The sequence below is a fragment of the Mesobacillus sp. AQ2 genome (assembly GCF_030122805.1).
In the GTDB taxonomy this organism is placed as follows: Bacteria; Bacillota; Bacilli; order Bacillales; family Cytobacillaceae; genus Mesobacillus; species Mesobacillus oceanisediminis_A.
In genome coordinates this window covers 1,697,114-1,723,223 of sequence record NZ_CP126080.1, presented here as the reverse complement: position 1 = coordinate 1,723,223, position 26,110 = coordinate 1,697,114, and the positions used below count along the sequence as shown (strand labels likewise).

At 42.3% G+C, this 26,110-nt stretch carries 29 protein-coding genes; 8 read left to right on the top strand and 21 right to left on the bottom strand.

What is annotated here, in order from left to right:
• Nucleotides 1–24: 24 nt before the first annotated feature.
• The gene (locus QNH36_RS08525; protein ID WP_251542132.1) at nucleotides 25–1,242 is read left to right on the top strand and encodes a nucleotidyltransferase; all 1,218 of its coding nucleotides are present in this window, start codon (nucleotides 25–27) and stop codon (nucleotides 1,240–1,242) included.
• A 17-nt stretch (nucleotides 1,243–1,259) separates the two neighbouring features.
• Here QNH36_RS08525 and QNH36_RS08520 read toward each other — a convergent pair whose 3' ends face one another.
• Both QNH36_RS08520 and QNH36_RS08515 read right to left on the bottom strand, forming a co-directional pair.
• A complete protein-coding gene (locus QNH36_RS08520; protein WP_251542133.1) occupies nucleotides 1,260–2,285 on the bottom strand; it encodes a SepM family pheromone-processing serine protease in 1,026 nt (341 codons plus the stop codon).
• Nucleotides 2,282–3,097, bottom strand: a complete 816-nt coding sequence (locus tag QNH36_RS08515; RefSeq protein WP_186326639.1) for a patatin-like phospholipase family protein — start codon at nucleotides 3,095–3,097, stop codon at nucleotides 2,282–2,284. The genes QNH36_RS08520 and QNH36_RS08515 overlap by 4 nt, the downstream gene beginning before the upstream one ends.
• Nucleotides 3,098–3,361: 264 nt before the next feature.
• On the opposite strand from QNH36_RS08515, the gene ylbJ reads away from it, so the two are divergent.
• Nucleotides 3,362–4,585, top strand: a complete 1,224-nt coding sequence (gene ylbJ / locus QNH36_RS08510; RefSeq protein ID WP_283905040.1) for a sporulation integral membrane protein YlbJ — start codon at nucleotides 3,362–3,364, stop codon at nucleotides 4,583–4,585.
• A 16-nt stretch (nucleotides 4,586–4,601) separates the two neighbouring features.
• Here ylbJ and coaD read toward each other — a convergent pair whose 3' ends face one another.
• Nucleotides 4,602–5,093 (bottom strand): pantetheine-phosphate adenylyltransferase, encoded by a 492-nt coding sequence (gene coaD, locus QNH36_RS08505; protein ID WP_144474773.1) that lies wholly within the window; start codon nucleotides 5,091–5,093, stop codon nucleotides 4,602–4,604.
• Nucleotides 5,094–5,666, bottom strand: a complete 573-nt coding sequence (gene rsmD, locus QNH36_RS08500; protein WP_144474772.1) for a 16S rRNA (guanine(966)-N(2))-methyltransferase RsmD — start codon at nucleotides 5,664–5,666, stop codon at nucleotides 5,094–5,096.
• A gap of 386 nt (nucleotides 5,667–6,052) precedes the next feature.
• Here rsmD and QNH36_RS08495 point away from each other — a divergent pair, with 386 nt between their 5' ends.
• Nucleotides 6,053–6,442 (top strand): DUF7147 family protein, encoded by a 390-nt coding sequence (locus QNH36_RS08495; RefSeq protein WP_144474771.1) that lies wholly within the window; start codon nucleotides 6,053–6,055, stop codon nucleotides 6,440–6,442.
• Nucleotides 6,443–6,483: 41 nt separating this feature from the next.
• Here the strand turns inward: QNH36_RS08495 and QNH36_RS08490 are convergent, their stop codons facing one another.
• From QNH36_RS08490 to QNH36_RS08475, 4 genes are all read right to left on the bottom strand, one after another.
• The gene (locus QNH36_RS08490; RefSeq protein ID WP_144474770.1) at nucleotides 6,484–6,759 is read right to left on the bottom strand and encodes a YlbG family protein; all 276 of its coding nucleotides are present in this window, start codon (nucleotides 6,757–6,759) and stop codon (nucleotides 6,484–6,486) included.
• Between the two features lie 142 nt (nucleotides 6,760–6,901).
• Nucleotides 6,902–7,369 carry a YlbF/YmcA family competence regulator gene (locus tag QNH36_RS08485; protein ID WP_144474769.1) on the bottom strand — a complete coding sequence of 156 codons (468 nt, stop codon included), beginning with the start codon at nucleotides 7,367–7,369 and terminating at the stop codon, nucleotides 6,902–6,904.
• Between the two features lie 95 nt (nucleotides 7,370–7,464).
• The gene (locus QNH36_RS08480; RefSeq protein WP_214703721.1) at nucleotides 7,465–7,704 is read right to left on the bottom strand and encodes a YlbE-like family protein; all 240 of its coding nucleotides are present in this window, start codon (nucleotides 7,702–7,704) and stop codon (nucleotides 7,465–7,467) included.
• A gap of 15 nt (nucleotides 7,705–7,719) precedes the next feature.
• Nucleotides 7,720–8,109, bottom strand: a complete 390-nt coding sequence (locus tag QNH36_RS08475; RefSeq protein ID WP_251542135.1) for a YlbD family protein — start codon at nucleotides 8,107–8,109, stop codon at nucleotides 7,720–7,722.
• A gap of 196 nt (nucleotides 8,110–8,305) precedes the next feature.
• Between QNH36_RS08475 and QNH36_RS08470 the strand changes: the two genes are divergently transcribed.
• Together QNH36_RS08470 and QNH36_RS08465 are read left to right on the top strand one after the other, a co-directional pair.
• A complete protein-coding gene (locus QNH36_RS08470; protein WP_251542137.1) occupies nucleotides 8,306–8,797 on the top strand; it encodes a PaaI family thioesterase in 492 nt (163 codons plus the stop codon).
• Nucleotides 8,798–8,808: 11 nt separating this feature from the next.
• Entirely contained in the window at nucleotides 8,809–9,165 is a 357-nt protein-coding gene (locus tag QNH36_RS08465) for a hypothetical protein (protein ID WP_251542139.1), read from the top strand.
• Between the two features lie 1,067 nt (nucleotides 9,166–10,232).
• Here QNH36_RS08465 and QNH36_RS08460 read toward each other — a convergent pair.
• On the bottom strand, nucleotides 10,233–11,246 hold the full coding sequence (locus tag QNH36_RS08460) for a CAP domain-containing protein (protein WP_251542141.1): 1,014 nt from the start codon (nucleotides 11,244–11,246) through the stop codon (nucleotides 10,233–10,235).
• Between the two features lie 353 nt (nucleotides 11,247–11,599).
• Entirely contained in the window at nucleotides 11,600–12,028 is a 429-nt protein-coding gene (locus QNH36_RS08455; RefSeq protein WP_251542143.1) for a CBS domain-containing protein, read from the bottom strand.
• 243 nt (nucleotides 12,029–12,271) lie between these two features.
• On the opposite strand from QNH36_RS08455, the gene QNH36_RS08450 reads away from it, so the two are divergent.
• Nucleotides 12,272–12,631: a YugN family protein gene (locus QNH36_RS08450; RefSeq protein WP_144474762.1), complete on the top strand. Its 360-nt coding sequence runs from the start codon at nucleotides 12,272–12,274 to the stop codon at nucleotides 12,629–12,631.
• A 22-nt stretch (nucleotides 12,632–12,653) separates the two neighbouring features.
• On the opposite strand, the gene QNH36_RS08445 is transcribed toward QNH36_RS08450, so the two are convergent.
• Entirely contained in the window at nucleotides 12,654–13,010 is a 357-nt protein-coding gene (locus QNH36_RS08445) for an Asp23/Gls24 family envelope stress response protein (protein WP_144474761.1), read from the bottom strand.
• A gap of 271 nt (nucleotides 13,011–13,281) precedes the next feature.
• On the opposite strand from QNH36_RS08445, the gene ytvI reads away from it, so the two are divergent.
• Nucleotides 13,282–14,340 (top strand): sporulation integral membrane protein YtvI, encoded by a 1,059-nt coding sequence (gene ytvI, locus QNH36_RS08440; protein ID WP_144474760.1) that lies wholly within the window; start codon nucleotides 13,282–13,284, stop codon nucleotides 14,338–14,340.
• Between the two features lie 42 nt (nucleotides 14,341–14,382).
• On the opposite strand, the gene QNH36_RS08435 is transcribed toward ytvI, so the two are convergent.
• The 8 genes from QNH36_RS08435 to cyoE form a co-directional block, all read right to left on the bottom strand.
• A complete protein-coding gene (locus tag QNH36_RS08435) occupies nucleotides 14,383–15,561 on the bottom strand; it encodes a GNAT family N-acetyltransferase (protein WP_144474759.1) in 1,179 nt (392 codons plus the stop codon).
• Between the two features lie 533 nt (nucleotides 15,562–16,094).
• Nucleotides 16,095–16,559 (bottom strand): DUF420 domain-containing protein, encoded by a 465-nt coding sequence (locus QNH36_RS08430; RefSeq protein WP_251542145.1) that lies wholly within the window; start codon nucleotides 16,557–16,559, stop codon nucleotides 16,095–16,097.
• A 146-nt stretch (nucleotides 16,560–16,705) separates the two neighbouring features.
• Nucleotides 16,706–17,617, bottom strand: a complete 912-nt coding sequence (gene ctaG / locus QNH36_RS08425; protein ID WP_251542147.1) for a cytochrome c oxidase assembly factor CtaG — start codon at nucleotides 17,615–17,617, stop codon at nucleotides 16,706–16,708.
• A gap of 158 nt (nucleotides 17,618–17,775) precedes the next feature.
• Nucleotides 17,776–18,111, bottom strand: coding sequence for a cytochrome c oxidase subunit IVB (gene ctaF, locus QNH36_RS08420; RefSeq protein WP_144474756.1), 336 nt, complete (start codon nucleotides 18,109–18,111; stop codon nucleotides 17,776–17,778).
• A gap of 4 nt (nucleotides 18,112–18,115) precedes the next feature.
• Entirely contained in the window at nucleotides 18,116–18,745 is a 630-nt protein-coding gene (locus tag QNH36_RS08415) for a cytochrome (ubi)quinol oxidase subunit III (protein WP_144474755.1), read from the bottom strand.
• The gene (ctaD, locus tag QNH36_RS08410; RefSeq protein WP_144474754.1) at nucleotides 18,745–20,616 is read right to left on the bottom strand and encodes a cytochrome c oxidase subunit I; all 1,872 of its coding nucleotides are present in this window, start codon (nucleotides 20,614–20,616) and stop codon (nucleotides 18,745–18,747) included. Before ctaD ends, QNH36_RS08415 begins: the two co-directional genes overlap by 1 nt.
• A 31-nt stretch (nucleotides 20,617–20,647) precedes the next feature.
• Nucleotides 20,648–21,721: a cytochrome c oxidase subunit II gene (coxB, locus tag QNH36_RS08405; protein WP_144474753.1), complete on the bottom strand. Its 1,074-nt coding sequence runs from the start codon at nucleotides 21,719–21,721 to the stop codon at nucleotides 20,648–20,650.
• A gap of 100 nt (nucleotides 21,722–21,821) precedes the next feature.
• Nucleotides 21,822–22,748 (bottom strand): heme o synthase, encoded by a 927-nt coding sequence (cyoE, locus tag QNH36_RS08400; protein WP_144474752.1) that lies wholly within the window; start codon nucleotides 22,746–22,748, stop codon nucleotides 21,822–21,824.
• A 615-nt stretch (nucleotides 22,749–23,363) separates the two neighbouring features.
• Here cyoE and QNH36_RS08395 point away from each other — a divergent pair.
• Nucleotides 23,364–24,320, top strand: a complete 957-nt coding sequence (locus QNH36_RS08395; protein WP_283905039.1) for a COX15/CtaA family protein — start codon at nucleotides 23,364–23,366, stop codon at nucleotides 24,318–24,320.
• A 38-nt stretch (nucleotides 24,321–24,358) separates the two neighbouring features.
• On the opposite strand, the gene QNH36_RS08390 is transcribed toward QNH36_RS08395, so the two are convergent.
• Entirely contained in the window at nucleotides 24,359–25,567 is a 1,209-nt protein-coding gene (locus tag QNH36_RS08390; protein WP_283905038.1) for an FtsW/RodA/SpoVE family cell cycle protein, read from the bottom strand.
• A 189-nt stretch (nucleotides 25,568–25,756) separates the two neighbouring features.
• Nucleotides 25,757–26,038, bottom strand: coding sequence for an Fpa/YlaN family protein (locus tag QNH36_RS08385; RefSeq protein ID WP_144474749.1), 282 nt, complete (start codon nucleotides 26,036–26,038; stop codon nucleotides 25,757–25,759).
• Nucleotides 26,039–26,110 lie beyond the last annotated feature (72 nt).

Sequence of the window (26,110 nt, the reverse complement as noted above, 5' to 3'; positions counted from 1 at the left end):
ATCTTAACACGAAGGGGTACAAGAATGAAAGCTGTTGGTGTCGTCGTTGAATATAATCCTTTCCATAATGGCCATCTATTTCATTTGCAGCAGGCGAAAGAAGAGTCTGGTGCTGATGTTGCCATCGCCGCTATGAGCGGAAATTTTCTGCAGCGGGGGGAACCTGCGCTTGTTTCGAAATGGGCAAGAACAAAGATGGCACTGGATGCCGGTATAGACATTGTATTTGAACTTCCCTACCGATTCGCGACGCAGCATGCCGAAGTCTTTGCAGATGGTTCTGTCTCAATCCTGTCTGCAGCCGGCTGTGAGATTCTGTGTTTCGGCAGTGAATCAGGTGATCTCAATGCGTTCATGCGGACGATCAGCTTTCTCGAGGCCAATAATGATTTTTTTCAGAAAAAAATAAAGTTTTTTGCAGGAGAAGGAAACAGCTATCCTAAGTCAATAGCACTTGCATTCCAATCCCTCGCTCCTTCAGAAAGCTTCATTGATATTTCCAGGCCAAATAACATTTTGGGGATGCATTACATCCAGGCGATCCTCAGACAGGAAAGCCCAATGAAGGCACAAACAATCACCAGAAAAAACGCCGGCTACCATGATGAGCATTTTGCTTCAGCGACTATTGCCAGTGCGACCAGCATCCGCAAAGCGCTGTTCGGCGCTTCAGGCGAAATCGAAACGATCAGGCAATACGTCCCAGATTCAACTTACAACCACTTGATCAGCTACAGGGAAGAGTATGGAGGATTCCATTCCTGGGAAGATTACTGGCCATTCTTAAAGTACAGGCTCCTGCAAAGCAGCCCTGAGGAATTGAGCGAGTTCTATGAAGTAGAAGAAGGCCTGGAAAATAGATTGCTTGCCGCTGCAGCTGCCTCAAACAGCTTTAAGCAATTCATGGAATCCATTAAAACCAAACGTTATACATGGACAAGGCTGCAAAGAGTCTGCCTCCATATTTTAACCAATACAAGAAAAGATCAAATGAAATCCGCCAAAAATACGGTGAATTATCTAAGGTTACTAGGTGCAACCGAAAAAGGACGTTCTTACTTGAACTTAAGGAAGAAAGATTTTGGCCTGCCTCTTGTTTCGAAGCTTTCGGCATTCACTGATCCTGATCTTAAGCTGGATACCAGAGCAGCAAGGATTTATGCGCTTGGCCAAAACGGCAGCGGTCAGGAAAAATTGCTGGCAGAAGAATTCGCACAGCCGCCCATCATGTTAAAAGGGTAAGAAAAAATCACGCTGGATCAGCGTGATTTTTCTTTTAGATTTTCCAGATACGACACCGCTTCATCAAAAGTATCAACAGGAACAATCTTCATTTTTGTTTTGATATCTTTTGCAGCTATAAGCGCTTCTTCGTAATTCGAACCTTTTGCACCTTTTTCAAATGGTGCGAAAAAGATTTCGGCACCGGCCTTATCCGCCGCTACTACTTTTTGCTGGATTCCCCCGATTCTTCCAACCGTGCCATCAGGGCTCATTGTCCCGGTTCCAGCTATTTCGTACCCTTTTGTCAAATCTTCCTCTGTCAATTGATTGTAAATTTCCAATGAGAACATAAAACCTGCCGATGGTCCGCCGATCTCTTCTGATTCCACCGTGACATCCGGTTCCACGTCAATTTCTTTGTCATCAACAAGCTGGATTCCTACTACAGGGCGATTGCTTCCATCATCAAGTGCCTTCAATGGAATATTGGCCTGTTTTGACTTGCCATTTCGCTTATACTCTAGCTTTACGGTATCCCCTGGCTTCTTTGAACTAATATATTCAATGAATTCTTGGGATGATGAAAAAGGATTGCCATCTACCTTGAAAACGAGGTCGCCTGGCTTTAGTTTTCCATCAGCCGGCATTCCTTCCATAGTCCTTAGTACGTAAACACCTTTATACGTATAGTCCACTGGTTTTCCGGCTTTTTTATAGGCCACCTCGATTGCTGACGTTTTAGAATTATCCATCATGTGAAGCTGGCGGATATTGTATTCTTCATCCGTTTCATCTTCTGCCCTGATATCTTCGACTGGATAAATTTCCTGGTACTTGCTGAACTTTGCGATGATGTATGCATATATATTGGCTCTGCCCATCCTGACGGTTGTAAGCATGAAATTGCCTTCCTCGTCATAACCGCCTTCCACCTCGACAATCGGTTCAAGCTCCTTTGCCATTCCAGGCTTCGTTACATAGTATGGCAGGTAAAAAAGTGCACTAGCCATTATTAAAACAGCTGCCAATATAGAAATGCCTATGGATGTCTTTCTGCTCATTCTGTTTGCGGCTCCTTCCATTGTCCAATGCATTGTTTGATTTTATCGATATGCTTTCTCGCTTCTTCTTCGCCAATCTCAATGATTTCTTCTATATTAGTAAATGCTTTTGAATTGAACATTTCAACTGGCGGCCGGAGCATCACATCTGAAGCAACCTCCCGATTCGCAACCAGCTCCATCTGCATGATATCGATACTTTGCATGATGACATCAAATATAGAGGTGACATCCTCGTTGATTTTCACACTTGATACATCAACGGCGATAACGATATCGGCACCCATTTCCTTGGCGACAGAAACGGGGATCCGATCAACGACCCCGCCATCGACGAATAATCGGCCCCCGAGTTTTTCCGGCACAAAAATCCCCGGAATCGCGATGCTTGCCCTTACAGCTTCAGCCACAGGACCTTCTTTGAAGACTACCTTCTCGCCCGACATGAGATCTGTTGCAACAATTCCAATTGGGATATCCAGTTCCTCAATCATTTTCCCATGAGTGAAGATCCTGATGAGCTCTTTCACTCTTTTCCCGGCGATAAACCCCATTTTTGGAACCGTAAAATCAAGATAATATTTCCGTTTGAATACACGTGATAGTTTATAGAGCCGTTCAACATCCAGTCCTGCACCGTAGAAAGATGCAACAAGCGCCCCCATGCTGCTTCCGGCTATTAAATCAATGGGGATGTCTTCGTCCCTAAGGACTTTTATGACACCCAGATGGGCAAATCCTCTTGCTCCACCAGAACCCAAGGCTAAACCGATCTTTGGTCTTGCCAAAGCTTTTTCCTCCCTCAAACCCATGTTTTTGTCGATACATCCTAAACTTGGTCTAATTTGAAGTTCAGCGAGTATATTGATTTATATGAGGACAAGGCTGACAACTTATCATGTTTTCACGTAAAAATTTATTGATTAAAACCGGCCCGTCACAAAGGCTTTTCATAAATGTGACAGCATGCAAGGTATATAGAATGGGATGGAAAATTACCCCACCGGTGAGTTTCACTTTATTTTACCATTGTTTAAAAAAGTTTCACAGCAAGACCGCAGGAAGGAGAATCTTAAGTGCTAAAATCCAGATTGAAAACACTGTTCCTTGCAGCCTCCGTCACCTTTCTGGCTGTTTCACTCATTACCTTTCCCCAGGAATCCTTTGATGCTTCGATCCGGGGATTGAATATGTGGTGGGAGATTGTCTTCCCCTCGCTCCTTCCTTTTTTCATCGTATCTGAAATGCTGATCGGATTCGGAGTCGTCCGTTTTATCGGCGTACTTCTCGAACCCCTAATGAGGCCTCTGTTCAAGGTACCGGGTGTTGGCGGATTTGTCTGGTCGATGGGAATGGCTTCTGGCTTTCCAGCAGGAGCTAAGCTGACGGCAAGGATGCGCCAGGAAGGTCAGCTGACAAAAATTGAAGCAGAAAGGCTGGTTTCTTTTACAAACTCCTCGAATCCTCTTTTCATTTTCGGAGCTGTATCAGTGGGATTCTTTTACAATGTCCAGCTTGGGGTCATACTCGCGCTGGCTCATTATCTTGGCAATATCAGCGTAGGTTTGATCATGAGGTTCTACGGGAGAAGCGAAGAAAGCACTACAAAGGATAAAGAACGGAATTTATCCATAAGAGATGCTTTTGCTGCACTGCACAGAACGAGGATCAAGGACAACCGCCCGATTGGAAAACTGCTCGGTGATGCCGTAATGTCTTCCATCCAGACCCTGTTGATGATCGGTGGCTTCATCATCTTGTTTTCAGTCATAAACAAACTGTTATTTCATCTTCACATTACTGGATTCCTTGCCAAATTCCTTGAAATCATGCTCGGAATGCTGGGAATGACAGATATGCTTAGCCTTCCATTTATTTCTGGCATATTTGAGATTACACTCGGGAGCCAGATGACTAGCCAGGTACAGGATGCAACCTTGATGCATCAGGCTGTCATTACAAGCTTCATACTCGCATTCAGCGGTTTTAGCGTTCAGGCCCAGGTGGCAAGCATTCTCGCCCAGACAGATATCCGCTTCCAGCCATTCTTTTTCGCGAGGATCATTCATGGGTTCTTTGCAGCTTTTTATGCTTTCATCCTTTGGAAACCAGTATATGAACGCTTTTTCCAGGATGGCCAGCCATCAAACGCTTTGCCAGTAATGGAATATCTGACTTCGGAGGGAAGCCGCCTGGCAGAAGCATACAGCCTCCTTGCCACAGCAGGGCCGCTGATCACGATTGGCAGTTTGCTCATTTACATCTGGATCTTCGGCAGGCGGATACTGCAAGAAAAATAACGGGCATTTCTGCCCGTTATTTTTTGTCTTCATTGAATTTTTTCAGTAAGGCTTCCTCGACTTCACTCGGAACCAATTCGGAAATTTTCCCGCCATACTTGGCAACTTCTTTAACGATGCTTGAACTTAAGAATGAGTACTGGTTATTTGTCATGATGAAAAAAGTCTCAATTTTGTCATCCAAGACCCTGTTCATTGAAGTGATTTGCATCTCATACTCAAAATCCGAAACGGCGCGCAACCCCCTGATAATGGCATTGGCATTTACGCTCTCTGCATAATCAACCAGCAGGCCCTGAAATGAATCCACTTTTACATTCGGGATGCTCTTTGTGACCTGGTCTATCAAGTCGATTCTTTCTTCTACTGAAAACAGCGGTTTCTTTGAAGAATTATTCAATACGACTACATAAAGTTCATCGAATACCTTCGCAGCCCTTGTGATGATATCCAAGTGCCCGTATGTAATTGGGTCGAAACTGCCTGGACAAACAGCAACTCTTGCCACCTATTTTTCCCCCTCATCTACTGCCTCAACATTATAAAGAGTTATTCCGATAATACCATATTTTTCATTTCTGGTTTGCACCAGTTTTCCTATTTTTTCTGGCAGCCTGATATCAGAGGCATGTTCACAGACAATCAAACCTTCCTGATGGATAAGCCCCTCTTTATCCATCATTTCCAATAGCTTGACCAGCTGCTGTTTTTTGTAAGGAGGGTCCAGGAAAATAAAATCGAAGACCAGCTCTCTTTTTTGAATGGCCTTCAAGGCCCTGACAGCCTCATTCCTGTAAACTTCTGCTTTCTCTTCCAGGTCGCAGGATTTCAGGTTCTCATTTATAACATGAATCGCCTTTCCTTCACGATCAACAAAAATGACTTTGTCCAGTCCTCTGCTAAGTGCCTCAATCCCCAGGCCTCCACTTCCGGCAAATAAATCAAGTCCAAGGCCTCCTGTAAAATAAGGGCCAATCATATTGAACAAAGCTTCCTTAACTTTATCAGTAGTAGGCCTGGTAGACGTCCCGGGCACCGCTTTTAAAACCCGGCCCTTTAAATCACCTGATACAACTCTCATTTTTTTACTCCTTAAATATGTAAGCTTATTACATTATGTTCGTATAAATTACTCCCTTATCCTACCACACATTCAAAAAATTAACCAAACCAGTGTATATCCATTCCTAATATGGAAATAATAAAGATTAACAACATCAATTTGAGGATGTTGTTGCCAACCGCGGAGAAGACTTACGTTTCCCCATAAGTTTTCCTCCGGTTTCTCCTCTCCCTTTGCCTTCAGCACTATTGCGGTGCATGGAAGGAAGCCTTGAGCCTGAATGGTTCAAGGCTTTGTTTTTGTTTTAATTAAATATCAAAAACGAAGAAAGAGAGGAATGCTTCAAATATAAGGCTGCAAATGGTAAAGTATGATGGAGTGATAAGCCGGAAGGGGAAATAAAAGTGATTCAGCGTTTTATCGAGCTTGGAGAAGGATATTCAGATCTATACGAATTGATTGAAACGGCCAGGGCAAACCGCCATCGGTTGATGCACTTAATGGCAATCCATACAAAAGTGAATGAAAAAGAAGTAAGTTCCCTCCTGGTGGTCCTTAAGCCAACCAACCCCGGGAACTTCCAGGCTTTATATATCTGCAGGGAGGGAATATCGAACCCTCATATTTTAAAGAACAAGCGCTTTGACATGTTCAAGGAGCTGGCTGATGAACTGGACAAGACGATCATAGAGTTTGATGCCAAACCGTCCACGATGTTTGCCGAAAAGGAATTGTATTTTCAGTATTTGATCGGCATCTTGAGGCTGAACCATTATATTCCGCCACTTCAATAGCTCAAAAAAGACGAGGGTTCTCCTCGCCTTTTTTTGTATTGCTATATTCCCATCTTATAGTCATATTCCTTTGCCTTGTCAGGGGAAGAATTTTCAAACTCCATTTTTAAGAATGGTTTGTAAGAAGGTTCCACCTTTTTAACGAATGAATATGATTTAATCTTTTCCATAAGGCCCTCTGCCTCGTCGAGATTGCAATAAATAACGGCATATTTCAACTTTTTTGAGACAAAATGAACATTGCCAAATCTTCTGAGCATCTTGGCCTGTTTCAGTGAATACAGCCATACGATGATTCCCTGTCTCTGTCCTATCATATTCTTTTCCCCTTCGGTAAACGTTTGCTTTGTACTAGTCTAGCATACAAAAACCAGTTTTTTCAATCATCAATCATGTTTTGCCATTACCGTAGTTGAATCAAAGCAAATAAAAAGCATGGGGGGGCCCATGCTTTTCATGTTATGCAGAGCATCCACAGCTTCCACCGCTGCCGCATCCGCCACCGCAGGAGCTTTCGAAGAACGGGTTTCCGGTTGGTACTTTTACACTCTCGGAAACGGATCTGCCGATGATTACGCTCACCTCATCAAGAAGGCTTTGCAAATCATTTTCCGCTTTCTTGAATTCGAAAATGGTCTCGTCCATATCAAGCTCTCTTTTGACAAGGCGAATCTTGCCCATGATTTCTTTGTAGTCAGGATGGTATTTTCCGAAACGCTGAACCTCTTCATAGCGTTCCTTCATGTCCACAAATTCACGGACCTTTCTTTGTGTATCTGCATTGTTTTTTACCTTATATAAACATTCCCGATAATATTCGGCAATATCAGATTGCAAAATCATGCTGACTAATTGTTCAGCTTCTTCCAACAATAAGACTCTTTCTGATGTAACAGCAAGCAATGCTGGCTCACCTCCGAACCTCATTTTACCATGAAACTGCCAGAAAAGCTAAGGATTCTGGTCCGAAGGCTTTTACATTCTGAAAAAACTAAGCTTCCCTCATCGAGAAGGAAGCTTTATCATGACTGTGAATTCATGCTCGAGAACATATGCATCATCATTGACGCCATCTGTACATTGTTGGAGAACTTCTGGACCTTATGAGGAATGGTTTTTTCAAAATGATGCAGCGCAGCAATTTGTGCTGAATGCAAATCCCTCGGATCCCTGCTCAGCTTCCTGTACCAGTGGGGCTGGGCTCGGACGAACTCAATCAATTCCTTATTCGATCTTAATTGATCCATAACATCTTTTCGCATGCTTACGCCTCCATTCTAATCCTTCCTGAATGAAAAGGGATTTGACGGCCCTGAATTGCTTGATCCCTGGGACCCGCCTGATTTTCCCTGGAACTGGGAAAGCACACCCTGAATTGCCCCGAGTGCCTGGCTGATATTGTTAATCTGCCCTTGAACCTGAGCGGGGTCCATATTTTTCACTGCCCCCATGATGGTACCGAGCCAATCCGTTTTCTTTTCCTTCTCTTCGTTTTTATTGTCCGATTTAGTATTCCATCTCGGATCGTCTTCACCAAGCAAGTACCAATCCTCGAACATTTCCTGCCAGGTCGTTTCTCCCTTCCGAACTTGCTGTGCCAGTTCCGGGCGTTCTTTAACAAATGCCTTGAACTTTTCAACAGAAGGATGGAGTTTCTTTTTGGCCATGCCTTTCACCTCACAGTGTAACAAATGCCTATAATAGCATATGAAATCCGTCATGAATGGTGAAGGATATCACCGAATAGTTCCAAATTGAAATCAAACTTGTTAAAATAGAGAACATAAAATAAGGCTTTGCTAAAATAATGTTTCAGAATAAGAATGAAAGAAACAGAGCCATTTAGAAAGAGGTTTAAATATAGTGGAAAAAGATTTGCACCAACTTTTGGACGAATGCATCTCGCTATCAGGCGAACAGGAATTAGAAGCACTTAAAACTGTGCTGGCCGGAGTCAAAAATAAATTAAGCGGCAAAAACAGCACATATATCGATGGACTCCTGCACATGGACAGAAGGCTTGATGACCAAACTTGTGAAATTGTTATTCCGATTACAAGGGTGCTCGACAATACACTTGGAATCGTTCATGGCGGATTTACCGCCACTGTACTGGATACAGCAATGGGCACATTGGCGAACAGGTTGCTGCCGGAAGGCTACGCAGCAGTGACATCACAGCTTAACATCCATTTCCTTGCTCCTGGAATCGGCGACAAACTCCATTGCAAGGCCACCCTTATCCATAAAGGCAGGAGCACCATCGTCCTCGAAGCCGATGTCTTCCGTTCCGACGGAAAAAGAATCGCCCATTCTTCCGGAAGCTTTTTCGTTATCGAAAAACAGCATCAATAAGGGGATCTTACATGGTTACAGCAATTGCGATTCCAATAATCCTTGCCTATTTTTATTGGCTGACAAAAAAAGAGATGCAGCGAAATGAACAGGAATGGATTGGTCTGGAGGAAATTCCAGAAGAAGCAATCGTCAGTGGAAAAATCATTGAAGTCCATGAACACAAAGAACGTTTTTACTATCATCGCTTCAACCATGTGACTGTTTTGAAAATCAACACCGGATTAAAAGAATTGACGGTGAAAAAGGTAACGCCTCTAAGAAAAGGAGCAGTCCCTCCCACCTTCAGTGAAGGGGAACTGGTGCATCTGTATGGAAACTGGAAGCATGGCTACTTTTCCATCAATAGAGTGGTCAGGAAAGACTAAAGAGCATATCAGTGTGGCTTTTAAACTGTAGACAACCGAGTTTTCTGCAGTTTTTTTTATTTTGTTTAGAGTTGTAAATTTCAGCTGCTGATTTCCGTTCCAGTAGTTTCGCTTTCCGCCATGCTGGCGGAAGTAGCTTCGGGTCTGTCTACTATTGTGTCTGTTTGCACAATAGTGGACACAAGTAGTCTCTAGTTTAGACAGCTTTTCTTCGGTTAGCACGAAAGCTGTCTGAAGGGTTGCCTCGGGTTCGGACAGCTTTTCTACCGTAACCACAAAAGTTGTCCGAAGATGACTCTAGTTCGGACAGCTTTTCTACCGTAACCACAAAAGTTGTCCGAAGTAACCTCCAGTTCAGACAGCTTTTCACCTGGAAGCACAAAAGGTGTCCGAAGGTGACTCCAGTTCAGACTGCTTTTCAACAATAACCACAAAAGCTGTCCAAAGGTGACTCTGGTTCGGACAGCTTTTCACCTGGAAGCACAAAAGTTGTCCGAAGGTGACTCTAGTTCGGACAGCTTTTCACCTGGAAGCACAAAAGTTGTCCGAAGGTGACTCTAGTTCGGACAGCTTTTCTACCGTAACCACGAAAGTTGTCCGAAGTAACCTCCAGTTCGGACAGCTTTTCGCCTGTAAGCACCAAAGTTGTCCGAGTGTGACTCTGGTTCGGACAGCTTTTCTACCGTAACCACGAAAGTTGTCTGAAGTAACCTCAAGTTCGGACAGCTTCTCACCTGTAAGCACAAAAGTTGTCCGAAGGTGACTCTAGTTCGGACAGATTTTCACCTGGAAGCACAAAAGTTGTCTGAAGGTGACTCTAGTTCGGACAGATTTTCAACGATAACCACAAAAGTTGTCCGAACTCGCCTCCAGTTCAGACTGCTTTTCAACGATAACCACAAAAGCTGTCCAAAGGTGCCTCTGGTTCGGACAGTTTTCTCAGAAAGATCACTCTGAGAATGACAAAAGGGGTTCGAAATGGAACCATTCCGAACCCCTTGTGGAGGGAGCAAGCACTCTAGTATGCTCCATATTATGAATATCGTAGGAATTAATTAAAATTGCTATTACTGTTGATTCCACATTTTCAAAAAGTTCTGGGTATAATGCTTTTGATATACCCCTACCCCAAGATGTGAGAAGTCTTCATTCAATAGTGCCTCACGGTGGGATTCACTATTCAGCCAGCCTTCTACAACCGCTGGAGCATCTGTATAGTTCGCTGCGATGTTTTCCCCGGCCACTTCATATAATATTTCAGCTGCTTTTAGTCTTTCTGAAAGATCACCGTACTTTTCCGACTCATGAGAAAAATAGTCTTCGATTGCCATATCTTTGCTGTGGGCATAAGCGACCTCAGCCGTTTTTTCGTCCCACTCAAGTAATTGGAGCTCATGTCTCGATCTGATGGCATTGGTTATGTCGAGAATCTGTTTCTCCAGTCCTGCTTCAATCCTGACCCAGTCACCATCGGATAACACTGGAGGTTCGATCAGCGTCCCTCTGTAGACCATTTCATATGGCCGTTGTTTAATAATGGTTTCCTTGTCCATATATCGGATGCTGGATACGGAACTTGTGAATTTATCGATATAAAGCTGTACGAAGTAGTCACCCATCTTAATGACTGGCCTTGTGTTCATATCTTGTTCGGAAAGCTCAAACTTGTAAGAGCTGCCATTGTATTCGAATGTTACTTCTGGTTCTATTACATTCATCGAAAAAATCTCTTCGATCGGCTGCCCAATTTTAAATGGCAGTACATCCACCTTTGGACCAATCGCATAGGCTGTCACAACCTTGTCATTCAGGACACCAGCCTGTATATATTGGTCAGGGTCGTTGTTGAAGATCCACCAATGAAAACCATAAGCTGATAGGTCAACCCTGGAAGGATTGCCTAGAATTTTTTTAAGTCCTTCAATGTCTTTTCCTAATAGAGAGGCTACACCCTGCTGGGGCTGTTCAATGCCTTCGCTGATATTTTGTTCTGTGATATCCTTTTTAAGAGATTCATCCACTTTAGGAGTCGATTTTTGTTCGATTACCAGATCATCATTTTCTTCCTTGTTGTATCCCATGTATAAACCTATAAATAGAAATATTGCAGCAAAAATCAATATCCTTACAATTGTTCGCAGATGGATCCCCCCTTATTCTAGCCTGCTGTTTCCCTGAAGCAAGCCTTTATCTCTCTATTACTATATGAGCGGTTTTAGATTTTATTATACCATTTATCTTGACCTTTTTAATAGAACTGTTCCTTCAGCCCTATAAAAAATTATGGACCTATCAACAAATTGGACACTTTCCTCTTTACACTGTCAAATATGCACTATCAGATTGGCTGGAATGAAATTCATTATCCATGCCATAACGTTTTGCTATAGGCAGAGAAAGACAAAAAGGCACCCTGAGAGAGTGCCTTTTCTCATTATTGCATGTGATTTTGTGATTCTGAGATTTCGGTTAAAGCATAATGGGCCTGCTCGTCTGTCATTTCATCGACAGCAAAGTCACCAAGTGCCACAATTCCTACCAATTTGTCTCCTTCGACTACAGGCAGCCTTCTGATCTGGTGTTCCGCCATCAGGCTTGTAGCTTCTTTCGTGGACATATCAGGGGTTGCTGTTACTAGATGGTCACTCATGACACTTTCAACCTTTGAGGAAGGGGGATGTTTTTCAGCAATTCCTCTAATGACAATATCACGATCGGTAATCATTCCTACCAGTTTATCATTGTCAACAATAGGAATGGCTCCAACATTCAGCTCCTTCATCTTTACTGCTACTTCGAACACATTATCCAGCAAGGTACATGTCTCTACATTACTCGTCATAATTTCCCGGATTTTACGCACGTTTTTTTTCCTCCTTATTGATTAAGCTTAACCTGCTCGATATTATGGTTGCCGGGATTTTGCTAATTATGCCAAAAACACGAAATTGTTATTCTTGCCGGATGCTATAAAGAATAAAACAAGAAACACTCAAAAACGCTTTTATATTCATTGCAACTTAATCATATTTTTACTATTATTAAATTTGAGATATACTCTATTATAAAGCTTGAATTATGCAGTGTGTTTTTAGGAGGGAAAAGGATGAAATTCGAAAATACAGGTATCGAAAATCTGAAGGCGGACTTGAACCGTCTTGATGAAGTTATGCTTGATCACGGTCTTGTACGTGAAGGACAATGGGATTATGAGCGAGTAACTTATGACAAAAAGCTCGTCGTCAAGGAAGGTACATATTATCTGCGTGTCCAGGGCCATGTCCACGAGGGTGATGTTGGAGCACACAAAGCAATCATTCAATTAATGACTCCTTTGCTGGGCAAACATTATTATCCGCATGGTGTCGAATACGGTGAAGGCGAACACTTCCCGAAATCATTGGTCAGCCAGTGTGAAAAGCTTCTGAATGAAGTGAAAGCTGAAGTCGAGAAATTCGCTATTTAGTTCTAAAGGGAAAAAGACGCTTTCATTGCGTCTTTTTTGCTTTTACGCCAGTGACAATCACATCAATTTTTTTTGGCAAAATAGAAGTATACAGGATAATTTCCTCTGCTATGCGTCTCTGAAGCTCCAATGCACTATGATAGATTGAGTGCTCCCCTAGCATAGCGATGACAAATACCTTTATATTCACATTTCCCTGATCCAGTTCACACTTTACCCCATTATCACTAAATGCAGTTCTTCGAAAAACGGGGATTCTCGTTTGAAGCTCAGATTGATGAAAAAAAACGTCTTCATTGACGTTTGCATGGATGATTGCACAAATGGCACGGCATAACTCTCTATATTGCGCAGGAAAGATGCTCCCGGAACTCTTCATTGCCTCACCCCTATATGGTTAGGTTATCGAACATGATGTTCAGGCACATGGACAGGGAATGATGACAAACCATCATTTTTCAGCAATAGCTGCCTAAGGGAATTTAATGTTATATAAAATCCCAACGGCAATAGCTGATTTTTGTTGTTTCTTATATTAGATGCGTACTATAATTTAATTGTTAAGGATTTTTAGTGGTTTTTAATGATTTGAACAAAACTGAATATTTGTAGAGGTATATACTCAGCACGAGTATAGAAAGGAGTTCCAATTGTCCGGTATTTTCACGAAAAGAACGATTATTATTGCACTCATCACCATCTTGGTGGCAGCGATTCTTTATATTATCCTTCCGGTATCGATCCCGTTGATCGCAGCATTGATCACTGCCCTATTTCTCGAGCCGGCAGTTGTATACTTCCAGAAAAGGCTGAAGAGCGGAAGGCGCCTGGCTGTTCTCGTCATTTTCCTAATGTTTGTACTGCTTATCGTGGTTGCGGGGTATTTTCTCACGACAACCGCAGTGACAGAGGCAATTGACCTTATTGATAATACTCCTGTCTATATAAATGAAATCACCAATGCCTGGTATAAGGCTGAAAACAGATTTGTAGAAGCTGCAAATGACCTTCCGAGTGAGGTAGTCACTGAAATCAGCAACCGAGCCGAGGATTTCTTAAATAAACTCAAGAATGACATGATCGCTTTCATCAATATAGATAATTTAAAGGCATTGTTGACCTATATTCCGAATTTCCTGATCAGTTTTCTTGTGTATTTGATTGCCTTATTCCTTTTCTTGCTTGAACTTCCATCTCTAAGGAGAAGCGTATATAGTCACTTAACTGAAAGAACAGCGGATAAAGTCCATTTTATGACATCCCGTCTTTCATATGTTGTGTTCGGATTCTTAAAAGCTCAATTTTTAGTCAGTGTAATTATTTTCATTGTTTCCCTGATTGGCTTACTTTTCATCACTCCAAAGTACGCGATTGTAATGTCAGCGATCATCTGGGTTATAGATTTTATCCCGTTGATTGGTTCAATCGTCATACTTGCGCCATGGTCTATTTTCCATCTTGCGACCGGAAATATGGCGTTGGGTACCCAGCTTGCTGTTCTGGCAGTCATCTTATTGATCATCAGGCGTACAGTCGAGCCAAAGGTAATGGGCAGCCAAATCGGACTTTCTCCGCTATCTACACTTATTGCCATGTATCTTGGCCTGAAGCTTTTTGGATTCATGGGCTTTATCATCGGACCGCTTCTGCTGATCGCTTTCAATTCAGCGAAAGAAGCAGGGATCATTAAATTGAAATTTAAAATATAAACAATAAAACCCGGGAAGTCGATTTCCCGGGTTTTATTGTATTTAAAAGAAATCATAAAAGAATGGCTTGAATAACGGAATGATTTTCTCAAGATGTTTAACTTCTTCCAAGTCCCCTTTTATAAGTTCCAGGTCATATAGTTCTTTAGGGCGCTTGTAGCCAAACAATACCGCTGTTAAAGAATTGATGTTCAAATGAAGACCCTTTTTGGGGGCAGTAACACATGAACCGCCTTCTTTCACCGGGTAAAATTTGATCCCTTCCCGGCTTATCAAATAGGTACCAGTATTCCATGGAGCGGCACTATCTTCAAGATGAATGAAAACTTTTCTGTCCGTGTCGCTCGACAAGAACGGATAGCTGGACAGAGCTTTTTCAGCATTGACGACCCTACCCATAAAATAGGGAGAAATTTCTGTTTTAAGCTTAGGCTCTTTTAAAAAATACGGGAACAGGTCATGGACGGATAACAACACTTCCACTTGGTCCACCATCGAATCATGCTGGCATATGAAGTTCCAAAGACCTTTTCTTGCTTCATTAGTTAAGGAAACGTATTCCTCTACTTTCATGACATTATCCTTAACCTCGTATAAGAGGTATCCTGCTGCCACATTTTCTGAATCGTAATAGACAGCGGCGAATTGGGAACCGTATACACTTGAGTTCCACCAATCAGAATCCCTTGCTAACATTCCGCTGTGCATGCCTGCATATTGCCTGTACACCGTTTCGATATCATTATTGTGAGCCTTCTCTGTATGCCGCTTGATTTTTCCAGGCTGAATATCTACTGGTTTTAAATTGATTTTTTCCACTGTCACTTTCCTGTTATCAGAAATGATTTCCCAGCCAAACCGTCTGTAAAAATCTATTTGGAACGGATGAAGGAAAGAAACTATACTTCCATCTTGATTCATATCTTCCAGCGCTTTTTTCATCAAGGCATTCACATGCCCTTTGCGCCGGTACTCAGGATATGTTGCCACACCAGCGATTCCGCCCATTTTCCACTCTGTTTCTCCCAGCAATACTTTCAGGGAAAGAATATGCAGCTTGGATGCCAGCTCATTTCCTTCCAAAATCCCTAATAAACGATGTTTTTTCAACCTCTCCAGCCTTTTAGGAATATCACTTTCCGGTACTTTATATTGAAAGGCGTACTCTGACAATTTCAGTGATTGCAGGTAATGTTCTGATGTTAAAACTTTTATTTCCATTTAACTAGACCCCCTTTGTACCACTGTATTAGTTCGTCTTCAGGAGGGGAAATACCTGCAAAAGAAAAAAACATTGCTATACACAATGCAATGTTTCATCTTACGGAAGGGTCCTGAGGAACCAGTTAGTCCAAAGCAACCATTTCTAATTGGTATCATTGGATTGGATTATTTTCCGAAAGCATATTCATCACCTCAAGCGTTATATGTATCTATTTTAAAAGAGAGACACTAAGTTGAGGAATCCTGTTGATTGGAGTGGAAGGCGCGTATACTCCTGCTGGATCAGACGGACAGGTGAATCCCCCTCAGACGCCAACGCGGCGAGGAGTCTCAGCGCCGGCCCCAAGGAAGAATTGCTTATGAAAAAGACGGCAGTTGGTCTTTTTCATATTCTTCCAGCGGAAAGCGAAGCGCCTGGAACGGAAATCAACAGCCCCATTCTAGCACAAATAATTAAACTGTAGACAAGCTCCATTTTCACCGAGTTTGTCTACAGTCTGAAACATTGCTATACGCAATGTTTTATTGCCTTATGTTCCAAGAATCGCTTTGATGACTGAAGTAGTTTCCCCGCCCTTATAAAATACATAAAGAAGAAGGTAAACAGCGACACCTGTGATTCCGGTAAAAAACCAGGTAACACTTGTTACTGGTCCAAGTTTCCGATGACGCTCAAGCTTGTTCTTGTATCCAGTGTAAAGTGAGATGATTCCAAGCACTGCACCTATTGTTGCAAGTGTGATATGGAAAATCAAAAACAATGTGTAATAGATTTTGATATCATCCGGTCCGCCAAAAGATGTGTTGCCAATAAAGATAGTCCTTGTAGCGTAAATCACAAAAAAGATGATCGCAAATATGCCGGCTAGAGTCATCGTCTTCCGATGTTGATCAATCTTCCTTTGTTTTATTTGGGCCCAGCCAATTGCCACTGTAATGGCACTGAGTACAATAAAGGTCGTGCTGATCGTAGGCAGAATCGGTAAATTCGACATTTCATTTCCCTCTCAATCATTATTTCTCCATAAGGTTAATTGTAGGTGACATGTCCTTATTTTTCAACCTTTGAGTAGCAGATTCATATTAAAAAACACAAAAAAATAAAAAGCTCCCTTTAAAAAGGAAGCTTTTACATTTCATTTCATTTTAATGGCTGTGGAGCACTGGCAAGATTGATGGCATCCTGTTCAGCCTGGCGTTCTTCTTCATTCCGGAACCACTGGAAGAATGCATATCCCAGGAAAATTCCATACACGATTTCCTGAATGACCTTCATAATTACTCCGCCAAGCTGCTGGTCATGCAAAAGCGAAATAGAACTGAAGGTTTCAGGACCGCTAAGATTCAAGCTGGAAAGGGTCGAAGGCGGAACACATAATTTCAACGCTTCTCCCCATGCATTTGGGTCTGCAAAGGTTGCATACATTGGTGTATCCGCAAATATGATCAGCGCGCAGGCAGGGGTAATCAATACTCCGTCAGCAAAGATATATCCCATCTTTTTTACGCCTGATAATGTTTGATATTCTTCCAATTTATTGACTAACGGCCACCACATGAACATGGCCAGTACAAAAAGCACTGATGTATAGCCTGCATGCAGCCACATATCCGTTTTGACAAAATCAAAAATCAGCGGAATATGGTAAATGGAGAATATTCCATTGAACATGATCAAGGCAATTAGCGGCTTGGTGAAAAAGCGAAACAACGGATCGACTGCCGGCAGGGAAAGGAAGGATCGCCATAGCCAATTAGGCAGTCCGAAAATCAATAGAGGCGGAACGACAAGATAAAGAACAGCCATTTGGATCATGTGCATATAAAAAGTAATATGGGCCATCAAATCGACAGGTGAACCTTTAACGATATACAGTACGATTATGGCTGATGTTAAATAAACAGCCTGTTGTCGTGTAGCCCGAGTCCCTTCTTTAAAACGACCATAGTATTTGTACACAATTAGATAATAAGCAACTAATAGAGCTGCCATCACTAGAAAAAATACCGGGCTCCATAGGGCTCTGAACCCAAATATATCTAGAGTAAGCATCTTTTTTCACCCCGTCCAGTTATAGAACTTTACTCTCATTATACTTCCATTGGTATGCAACATCAACGAAACGACACTTCCATTAAATGCTAATCCAGCGAATATCATAGAAAAAATCGGCTGTGACAGCCGATTTTCCCTTTAAGTCATATTTATGCTTACCACCAGATGATTGTACTGAACGCAAGGATGGTAACTGCGCCTACAAGCACTCCTGAGTATAGGAATAATGAAGGTGCTTCATGTCCTTTGTGACTCATGTGCATGAAATAATAGAGCTGGAAAATCACTTGCACTACCGCAAGCAAAAGGATGAACGGAACTGTGAACCAGCCAGAAAATCCTTCATATCCAACTGCAACAAATGCAACAATCGTCAAGAAAATCATCAATGCAAAGGAAACGATTTGGTATCTCATCTCTTCGGCGCTCTTCTTGCGACGATATTCGACGTCTACTCTTGGGTTCCCTGAACTTGGTTGTTGATTAGCCATCAGTTTATCCCACCATTCCCATTAGATATACAACCGTGAAGATGAATACCCATACAACGTCAATGAAGTGCCAGTAAAGGCTGGCTACGTAGAACTTAGGAGCGTTGTACAGATTCAACCCACGTTTGGAGTTACGGATCATCAGTGTAGTGATCCAAAGTAAACCAAATGCCACGTGTCCACCGTGGAAGCCAACAAGCGTGTAGAAGGCTGAGCCAAACGCACTGCTTGTAAACGTATGGTGGAACTCATGTACATAGTGATTAAACTCATAAATTTCAAGCGCAAGGAAGGCTGCACCTAAAGCTACAGTCAATCCAAGCCATAGCTGCATCTTCTTAAAGTTGAAATTCTTCATGTGATACATTGCGTATACACTTGTCAAAGAACTTGTTAAAAGCAGCATTGTCGCTGCAAAAGCAAGCGGTATTTCAAAAATATCTTTTGCCAGTGCATGGTCAGCGCTGGGAACCTTATCTTTCAATGCAAGGTAAGTCGCAAATAAAGTTGCGAACAAAACTGTTTCTCCGCCAAGGAAGAACCAGAAGCCCAAAAATTTGTTCTTTGCTTCGAGGGTTGCTTTTTCAGGCTCGGCAGGCCATGTTTCATATGTGAATTTTTCTTCAGCTTGCATTATGCCTTTACCCCCTTATCATTCTCATCATCCATTAGGTCTTCTTTATGAATATGGAAGCCATGATCATCTTTAATAGAGCGGACGAACATTGCTCCTAATGTTACTGCCATTCCCAATATCAGTACCAGCAAGCCCCAGCTCGTCTCAGCACGGTACATTGCACCAAATGCTGCGATGAAGAGACCAAGCGCGATAACGAAAGGAATGAATGAGTTGTTCGGCATGTGGATATCGCCCAGTGGTTCTGCAGGCGTCATACCCTTCTTGCCTTCCATTTTTTCAAGCCAGTAAGCATCCAAACCACGAACAAGCGGAAGCTGTTTGAAGTTGTAGAATGGCGGCGGTGAAGCGATAGCCCACTCTAGTGTACGGCCATCTCCCCAAGGGTCATTTCCAACCTTTTCGTTTTTAACAGTTGTGATTACTACATTGATCAATAGAACGATAACAGCAACTGCCATGAACGCAGCTCCAATTGAACTGATCAAGTTTCCTGTTTCAAGTCCCTGTCCAGGAAGGAATGTGAAGATACGACGCGGCATACCCATCAATCCCAGGAAGTGCTGGATGAAGAATGTTAAATGGAAACCAATCAGGAATAACCAGAAAGTGATCTTTCCAAGAGTTTCGTTTAGCATTGTACCGAACATTTTCGGCCAGTACAGGTGTGCACCTGCAAATAACGCGAATACTACCCCACCTACGATTACGTAGTGGAAGTGAGCTACTACAAAATAGCTGTCGTGGTACTGATAGTCAGCTGCAGCTGATGCAAGCATGACACCAGTTACACCACCGGCTACGAATGAAGGGATGAATGCTACAGCCCAAAGCATTGGCGTAGTGAACTTGATGCTTCCGCCCCACATCGTGAACAGCCAGTTAAAAATCTTGATTCCAGTAGGCACGGCAATGGCCATAGTCGCTACTGCGAAGATTGCGTTGGCAATTGGTCCAAGACCTGTTGTGAACATATGGTGAGCCCAAACCATGAATCCTAGGAAACCGATCAAAACAGTCGCGAATACCATGGATGAGTAACCGAAAAGACGTTTTCTAGAGAAGATTGCGAATATCTCTGAGAAAATACCGAAAGCCGGTAAAATCAAGATATAAACTTCAGGGTGACCAAAGATCCAGAAAAGGTGTTCCCAGATGATAGTGTTACCACCGTTGGCTACATCAAAGAAGTTAGAACCAAACATGCGGTCAAAAATCAGTAAGAACAAGCCTACAGTCAATGGAGGGAATGCGAACAAAATCAGTGCAGATGTCACGAATGTAGCCCAAGTGAACATCGGCATCCTCATATATGTCATTCCCGGTGCACGCATATTTACGATCGTTACGAGGAAGTTGATCCCCCCGATTAGTGTACCCGCACCTGAAATCTGCAAACCAAGTGCGTAGAAATCAATACCATGTGTTTCAGACGCCATTGATAAAGAAGCGTAAGAAGTCCAACCAGCATCAGGAGCTCCACCCAGGAACCATGAAAGGTTCAGGAATACTCCACCAAAGAAGAATAGCCAGAATCCTAAAGAGTTCAAGAATGGGAACGCAACGTCACGCGCACCAATCTGGAGTGGCATTACAGCATTCATGAATGCAAATACAAGCGGCATCGCTGCAAGGAAGATCATCGTCGTTCCGTGCATCGTCAGGATTTCGTTATAGAACCCTGCGCTAACAAAATCATTATTTGGCACAGCGAGCTGGATACGGATAAATAGCGCTTCAAGTCCTCCAAGAAGGAAGAAGAATCCGCCAGCGATTAGATAAAGGATGGCAATTTTCTTATGGTCAACTGTTGTCAGGTAGTCCCACAATGTTGCGCCGAATCCTTTTTTCTGAGCATAGGTACTCACAGTTTTACCTCCCTTTCAAACATATCCCCTTTTATTTCTGGACTTTCAAGCCCATCAGATACTCTGCCAATGCGTCTAGCTCTTCTGGAGAGAGTTCAGGATACTTTCCAGTCATCTTATTACCTGGCTTATAAGCCTCTGGGTCCTCAAGCCACTTCTTCACATTTTCAGAAGAATGATCAAGAACACCAGCAACACGGGAACGTTCACCGAAGTTAGTCAGGTTAGGACCAACGCGTGCTGCTTCTGGAGCCGTATTTGCAGGAGTTACCGCATGGCATCCAATACAGCTGTTATTGAAGATTTCCTGTCCTTGCTGTGCAGTTGCTGTTTCAGCTTTAACAGGTTCTTTAACTGTTTTCATACTTGATACCCATTGATCGAATTCAGCGCGAGGCATTGCCTTTACTTTGAAGTCCATCAATGCGTGTGAAGGGCCGCATAGCTCAGCACATTTTCCATAGAAAAGGCCGCCAGCTTCATCAGCACCTTTACTGTCGAACTCAAGCCAGAACTTATTGACGTTGTCGGTATTCGTATCCATCTTTCCTCCCGCAGAAGGAATCCAGAATGAGTGCTTAACATCAGAAGCTTTCAGATTAAAGTAAACCTTTTCATCTGTCGGCACTACCAATTCCTGGCTAGTGATGATTTCTTCATTTGGATATTCGAATTCCCACCAATAAAGGTTTGCACGGACATTAACTACTAGAGCATCCGTCTTTCCATCGGCATTTTTCTTTTCCATTGGTGACACATCAGCTAACTTGAACGTTGCAGCCACTGTTGGAACAGCTAGAATTAGAAGCAATAAGATCGGAATAACAGTCCAAAGGATTTCCAGTTTGTGGCTTCCTTCAACCTGCTTTGGAATTTCGTTGTCGTTTTTCCTGCGGAACTTCATGACAACATAAATAAAAATGATTGTGACGATTGCAATTACTCCAACCATAATCGCCGTGCTCAACAACATGAGTTCATACTGGGATTGAGCGACTTCACCTGCTGGTCTTAACGCAGACAAGTATGGCTCTCCACAGCCTGACAAGACTAATGCCATCAATGCGAACAATGATAGCAGACGCCATTTAGCAAGCATCTTCATAGCTTAATTAAACCCCTCTTTCGTAAAAAATCTTATTAATTTGGTTTTAAAATATATGGAAAAATCCTCTCTCATCAAAGAGTGAATCTCCTAACGAAGGTTAGATAAGTGTGACAATTACCATAGCGACAAACATGACCGTTAAGTATTGTAAGGAATATACAAACATCAGTTTTGCCCACTTTATATCATCTTTAAGCTTTTCTAGATAGATTCCCAATACAATCCACCCAATATTCAGGATGGTTGCCAGAACCATGAAAGAGATTCCAAGCTCCTGAAGAAAGAATGGCAGCGGCAATAAAGCCGTGATCCAAAGGTAAATTGATTTCTTTGTCGCCTTGAATCCTTTTACGACAGGAAGCATCGGGACTCCAGCTGCGCGGTATTCTTCTGCCCTTCTCATGGCAAGAGCATAGAAATGCGGCGGCTGCCATACAAAAACGATGGCAAAAAGCATCCAGGCCATGATATCAAGATTTGCGTCAACTGCAGCCCAGCCAATTAATGGCGGTACTGCTCCTGAAATACTTCCGACAATCGTGTTGGAAACATATTTTCTTTTTGACCACAAAGTATATAGAACAACATAACTAAAAACTCCAAACAGCCCGATTACAGCAGCTGTAATGGTAGTAGTAAGCAAAAATCCGGTGCCGATCCCAATCAACAGGAAGCTCATCAATGCCACTTTGCCCGGTTGGACTCTTCCTGTGACAGTTGGACGGTCTTTTGTTCGTTCCATCAAGTGGTCGATATCCCGGTCAATGTAATTATTCAGGCTGCATGAGCCGGCAACGATCAGCGATGAACCGATCAATGTCGCAAGAATCAAATCAATACTGTCCAGGAATCGCGCACCGCTAAAATGAAGCGCAAGCCATAAACCAGTAAAAGTCGTCATTGCATTGGAATTAACAATTCCTACTTTAATCAGTGCCAGAAAGTCTTTCATCATAGTCTTCTCCGCAACTGCAGGCTGTCCGTTCTCCAATACAGCTTCTGATAAAGCTTTTGAATTAGACATCCATATCCTCCTCCATCCCCTTTTCTTCCAAATTCTAGATACGAATTTTTACAAAAAAAAGAAGAGTATTTTCAACTTTATATTCCAGATAGTTTTCACTATTCTCAACGTGTTAAGGCTGTTAAATGTTTGTGTAGAAAAATAAAGCCTTCGTTGTATATTAAATCACACTTCACAACTTTTTTGTGAATTTTTTTTGAACAAAATTTGACTAATTTGTGTCTTACCGCCATTATCCATAAAGTTCATTTTTATTGCAAGGAATTTTGACTAGAATCGAATGTTTATTAAAAGGGTCGTCGGAGAGCTATTATTACATATTCTTGGATAATATTTTCATGAAAGTAAAAAAGCTGGTATGTAGTATGCCATTTTCCCAGGGATGGTACTGCCAAGAGAATTTTACCGATAAAAGGCTTCAATGTCCATCCCGGAGGTTAGTATTGAAAAAAAACCTTATTTTGTGTAGTATCTTAAGTATTGTTTTCTATCCTTTTTCGCCAAACTTCGTTATTATAGGAATAGAATTTTTTATTTTCTACAAGTTTCTTACATTATACATGTCAAGTTTATTATTTGACAACTTATCGAACTTTGAATGAGCAGGTGATGATTATGAATCGTTCCCTAAAGTGGCTTGCTGTTTTGACCACGATTGGGATGCTTTTTGTTTTATTAGGGGGAGCACTGGTTACTAAAACTGATTCCGGAATGGGCTGTGGGAAATCCTGGCCACTATGCAATGGAGTGTTTGTTCCCACCAGCATAACACCGGAATTGGTAATAGAACTGGCCCACCGATTGGTTTCCGGTAGTGTCGGCATCATGGTTCTGGTTTTATCCATTTGGACTTGGAAAACAATCGGACACATCCGTGAAACGAAGTTCCTGGCAGTTTTATCATTTTTCTTTTTGGTTCTTCAGGCTTTGATTGGCGCTGCCGCTGTCGTTTGGGGCCAATCTGATTTTGTTCTCGCGCTTCACTTTGGCATTTCACTCATTTCTTTTGCAGCTGTTCTATTATTGACCATGCTTATTTTTGAGGTAGATAAGAAATTCGAGGCTGATAAATTAGTGATCGATAAAAGAATGAGGTTCCATATCATCGGACTGGCGGTATATAGCTATATTGTCGTCTATACGGGAGCTCTGGTAAGACATATGAACGCAAGCCTGGTCTGTAAGGACTGGCCATTATGCACGAATGACGGTTCTTTCCTGCCTACAAACCTGTATGAATGGGTTCAGATGGGCCACAGGGCAGCAGCGGGATTCATTTTTATCTGGATTGCCTACGTAACATATATCACCGTAAAACATTACAAACATGAGAGAGTATTATACTGGGGCTGGATCATCTCCATGATACTGGTTTCACTTCAGGTGACCGCGGGTGCGCTGATTATTTATACCAGACTGAATTTGTATATCGCTCTGGCGCACGCATTCTTCATATCAGTACTGTTTGGTGTGTTCAGCTACTTCATCCTTCTAGTTTCAAGAAGCAAGAAAAATGCCGCAAGAGTAGAGAAACCTACAGCCGCAGACCTTTCTCCGGCAACTGTAAAATAAGAAGCTGCAGCAATCGCTGCAGCTTCTTTTGTTTTATATTACTGCCGGAACTTGAATGCATTCTGGTTGACCATGGCCGGAGAAGGCTTTGGCTGGGATGTCTTGTCCTTTTTATACTTTTCTTCGTAATTAACAAACATTGAAACATTGACGAGAATCCCCGTAGCTATAGCCAGCTGAAGCAATGAAGAGCCACCATAGCTTACAAATGGAAGCGGTACTCCTGTCAATGGAATGACTCCTGAGGCGCCGCCCAGATTGACAAACGACTGGATCCCAATCATGCTCGAAATTCCAATAGCCAGCAAACTTCCAAATGGATCTTTACACTTCAGCGCTATATGGATTCCTTTTAAGACAATGAATCCTAAACTCAGCAGTACAAATCCCACACCAAAGATTCCTAATTCTTCGGAGATTACAGCAATGATGAAGTCGGTATGCGGCTCTGGAAGATATCCAAGCTTTTGTACACTTTCACCTAGCCCAAGCCCTTTCAGCCCTCCTGAGCCAATTGCATAATATGAATTGGCCAAATGATACCCCGTATTTTGTTCATCAGTGAACGGATTGCTGTAGGCAGTAAACCTGCCCATCCTCGTTTCAGAAAAAATCTCACCTTGAAGGAAGATAACAAATGGGGTCAAAAATGCCAGTCCGAACAAAATCAGCTTGGTGATATTCCTCAGGTTCATACCTGAGGAAATGATGATTGTCGCTGCGATCGCGAAAATAATCGCTGCAGTACCGAAGTCTGGCTGGATGGCAACCAGCATACAAACCAGGATTAAATAAACAAGCGGCGGTACTACTCCCTTATTGAATTGGTTTATGTAGGCCTGTTTTTTGGCATATACCGCAGAAAGATAAATAATAACGCTCAATTTGGCGAATTCTGATGGCTGAAGGCTCCTTGCACCAAGTTCAAACCAACTTAACGCATTGTTCGTCACTTTCCCGAATAAAAACAATGCACCAAGCCCCCCGAGGATAAACGTGACCATGGGAAGCAGTAATTTAGTGCTTTTCATCGCTTTATAGGGGAATAATGCCGCAAGGATGAACAAGACAGAAGCTACTAACAAATTAATCTTTTGTTTTTGAAAGAAAAAATCACTTGGATAGTCATACCTTTGAATGGCAGTGACCATGCTGGCACTGTAAACCATGACAAGTCCGAACAAACATAAGAGCACTACAGCAATGATCAATGAATAGTCATAGGATTTCAGTATTTTTTTAAACATTGTCTCTTCCCCATCTTCTAAGTTGTTTAATCTATTCTACTATAAGTTGCAATATCCTGCCTTTGTTTAGGAAAAGTTATAAAGAAATGTAATAAAGTCATATCACTGTTATGTTCAAATGAAATAACTTGATGTGGGTTACACAAAAAAACCCAAACATCCATCCTAGGATTGTTTGAGTTTTTAGGGTTATTTTTTTAACGAAGCTTCATGCAAAATGGAAAGTTCCCTTTCCAATTGGTCAAGAATTACTTTCCCATCTGATTCTTCGATTAAGCCGAGCCTCACTGCAAAGTCTATCTCTCTTGATAATCCAAACATTTGCGTATCTAAAACCTCTTCATAAAGAGGGCATTGAGGCATTGTCAGGTTATCCATTTGCACTTTGATCAGCCTTAAAATTTTATCAGCGTCAGCCTTTAACAAGGCATGGGCTTTTTCCTGATGGTTAATAATCATATCAGACGCCAACTTGATCCCCCCGTTTCCGAGCGATTACCCAATCCTTCTATAAATTTTACCCTTATGCGGACAAAAATGCAA

Coding starts and splice junctions, on each gene's coding strand:
- QNH36_RS08525 (WP_251542132.1), top strand. CDS start 25: ATGAAAGCTGTTGGTGTCGTCGTTGAATATAATCCTTTCCATAATGGC.
- QNH36_RS08520 (WP_251542133.1), bottom strand. CDS start 2,285: ATGAGCAGAAAGACATCCATAGGCATTTCTATATTGGCAGCTGTTTTA.
- QNH36_RS08515 (WP_186326639.1), bottom strand. CDS start 3,097: ATGGGTTTGAGGGAGGAAAAAGCTTTGGCAAGACCAAAGATCGGTTTA.
- rsmD (WP_144474772.1), bottom strand. CDS start 5,666: ATGAGAGTTGTATCAGGTGATTTAAAGGGCCGGGTTTTAAAAGCGGTG.
- QNH36_RS08490 (WP_144474770.1), bottom strand. CDS start 6,759: ATGATAGGACAGAGACAGGGAATCATCGTATGGCTGTATTCACTGAAA.
- QNH36_RS08485 (WP_144474769.1), bottom strand. CDS start 7,369: ATGAGGTTCGGAGGTGAGCCAGCATTGCTTGCTGTTACATCAGAAAGA.
- QNH36_RS08480 (WP_214703721.1), bottom strand. CDS start 7,704: ATGCGAAAAGATGTTATGGATCAATTAAGATCGAATAAGGAATTGATT.
- QNH36_RS08475 (WP_251542135.1), bottom strand. CDS start 8,109: ATGGCCAAAAAGAAACTCCATCCTTCTGTTGAAAAGTTCAAGGCATTT.
- QNH36_RS08465 (WP_251542139.1), top strand. CDS start 8,809: ATGGTTACAGCAATTGCGATTCCAATAATCCTTGCCTATTTTTATTGG.
- QNH36_RS08460 (WP_251542141.1), bottom strand. CDS start 11,246: ATGGGATACAACAAGGAAGAAAATGATGATCTGGTAATCGAACAAAAA.
- QNH36_RS08450 (WP_144474762.1), top strand. CDS start 12,272: ATGAAATTCGAAAATACAGGTATCGAAAATCTGAAGGCGGACTTGAAC.
- QNH36_RS08445 (WP_144474761.1), bottom strand. CDS start 13,010: ATGAAGAGTTCCGGGAGCATCTTTCCTGCGCAATATAGAGAGTTATGC.
- QNH36_RS08435 (WP_144474759.1), bottom strand. CDS start 15,561: ATGGAAATAAAAGTTTTAACATCAGAACATTACCTGCAATCACTGAAA.
- QNH36_RS08430 (WP_251542145.1), bottom strand. CDS start 16,559: ATGTCGAATTTACCGATTCTGCCTACGATCAGCACGACCTTTATTGTA.
- ctaG (WP_251542147.1), bottom strand. CDS start 17,617: ATGCTTACTCTAGATATATTTGGGTTCAGAGCCCTATGGAGCCCGGTA.
- ctaF (WP_144474756.1), bottom strand. CDS start 18,111: ATGGCTAATCAACAACCAAGTTCAGGGAACCCAAGAGTAGACGTCGAA.
- QNH36_RS08415 (WP_144474755.1), bottom strand. CDS start 18,745: ATGCAAGCTGAAGAAAAATTCACATATGAAACATGGCCTGCCGAGCCT.
- coxB (WP_144474753.1), bottom strand. CDS start 21,721: ATGAAGATGCTTGCTAAATGGCGTCTGCTATCATTGTTCGCATTGATG.
- cyoE (WP_144474752.1), bottom strand. CDS start 22,748: ATGTCTAATTCAAAAGCTTTATCAGAAGCTGTATTGGAGAACGGACAG.
- QNH36_RS08395 (WP_283905039.1), top strand. CDS start 23,364: ATGAATCGTTCCCTAAAGTGGCTTGCTGTTTTGACCACGATTGGGATG.
- QNH36_RS08390 (WP_283905038.1), bottom strand. CDS start 25,567: ATGTTTAAAAAAATACTGAAATCCTATGACTATTCATTGATCATTGCT.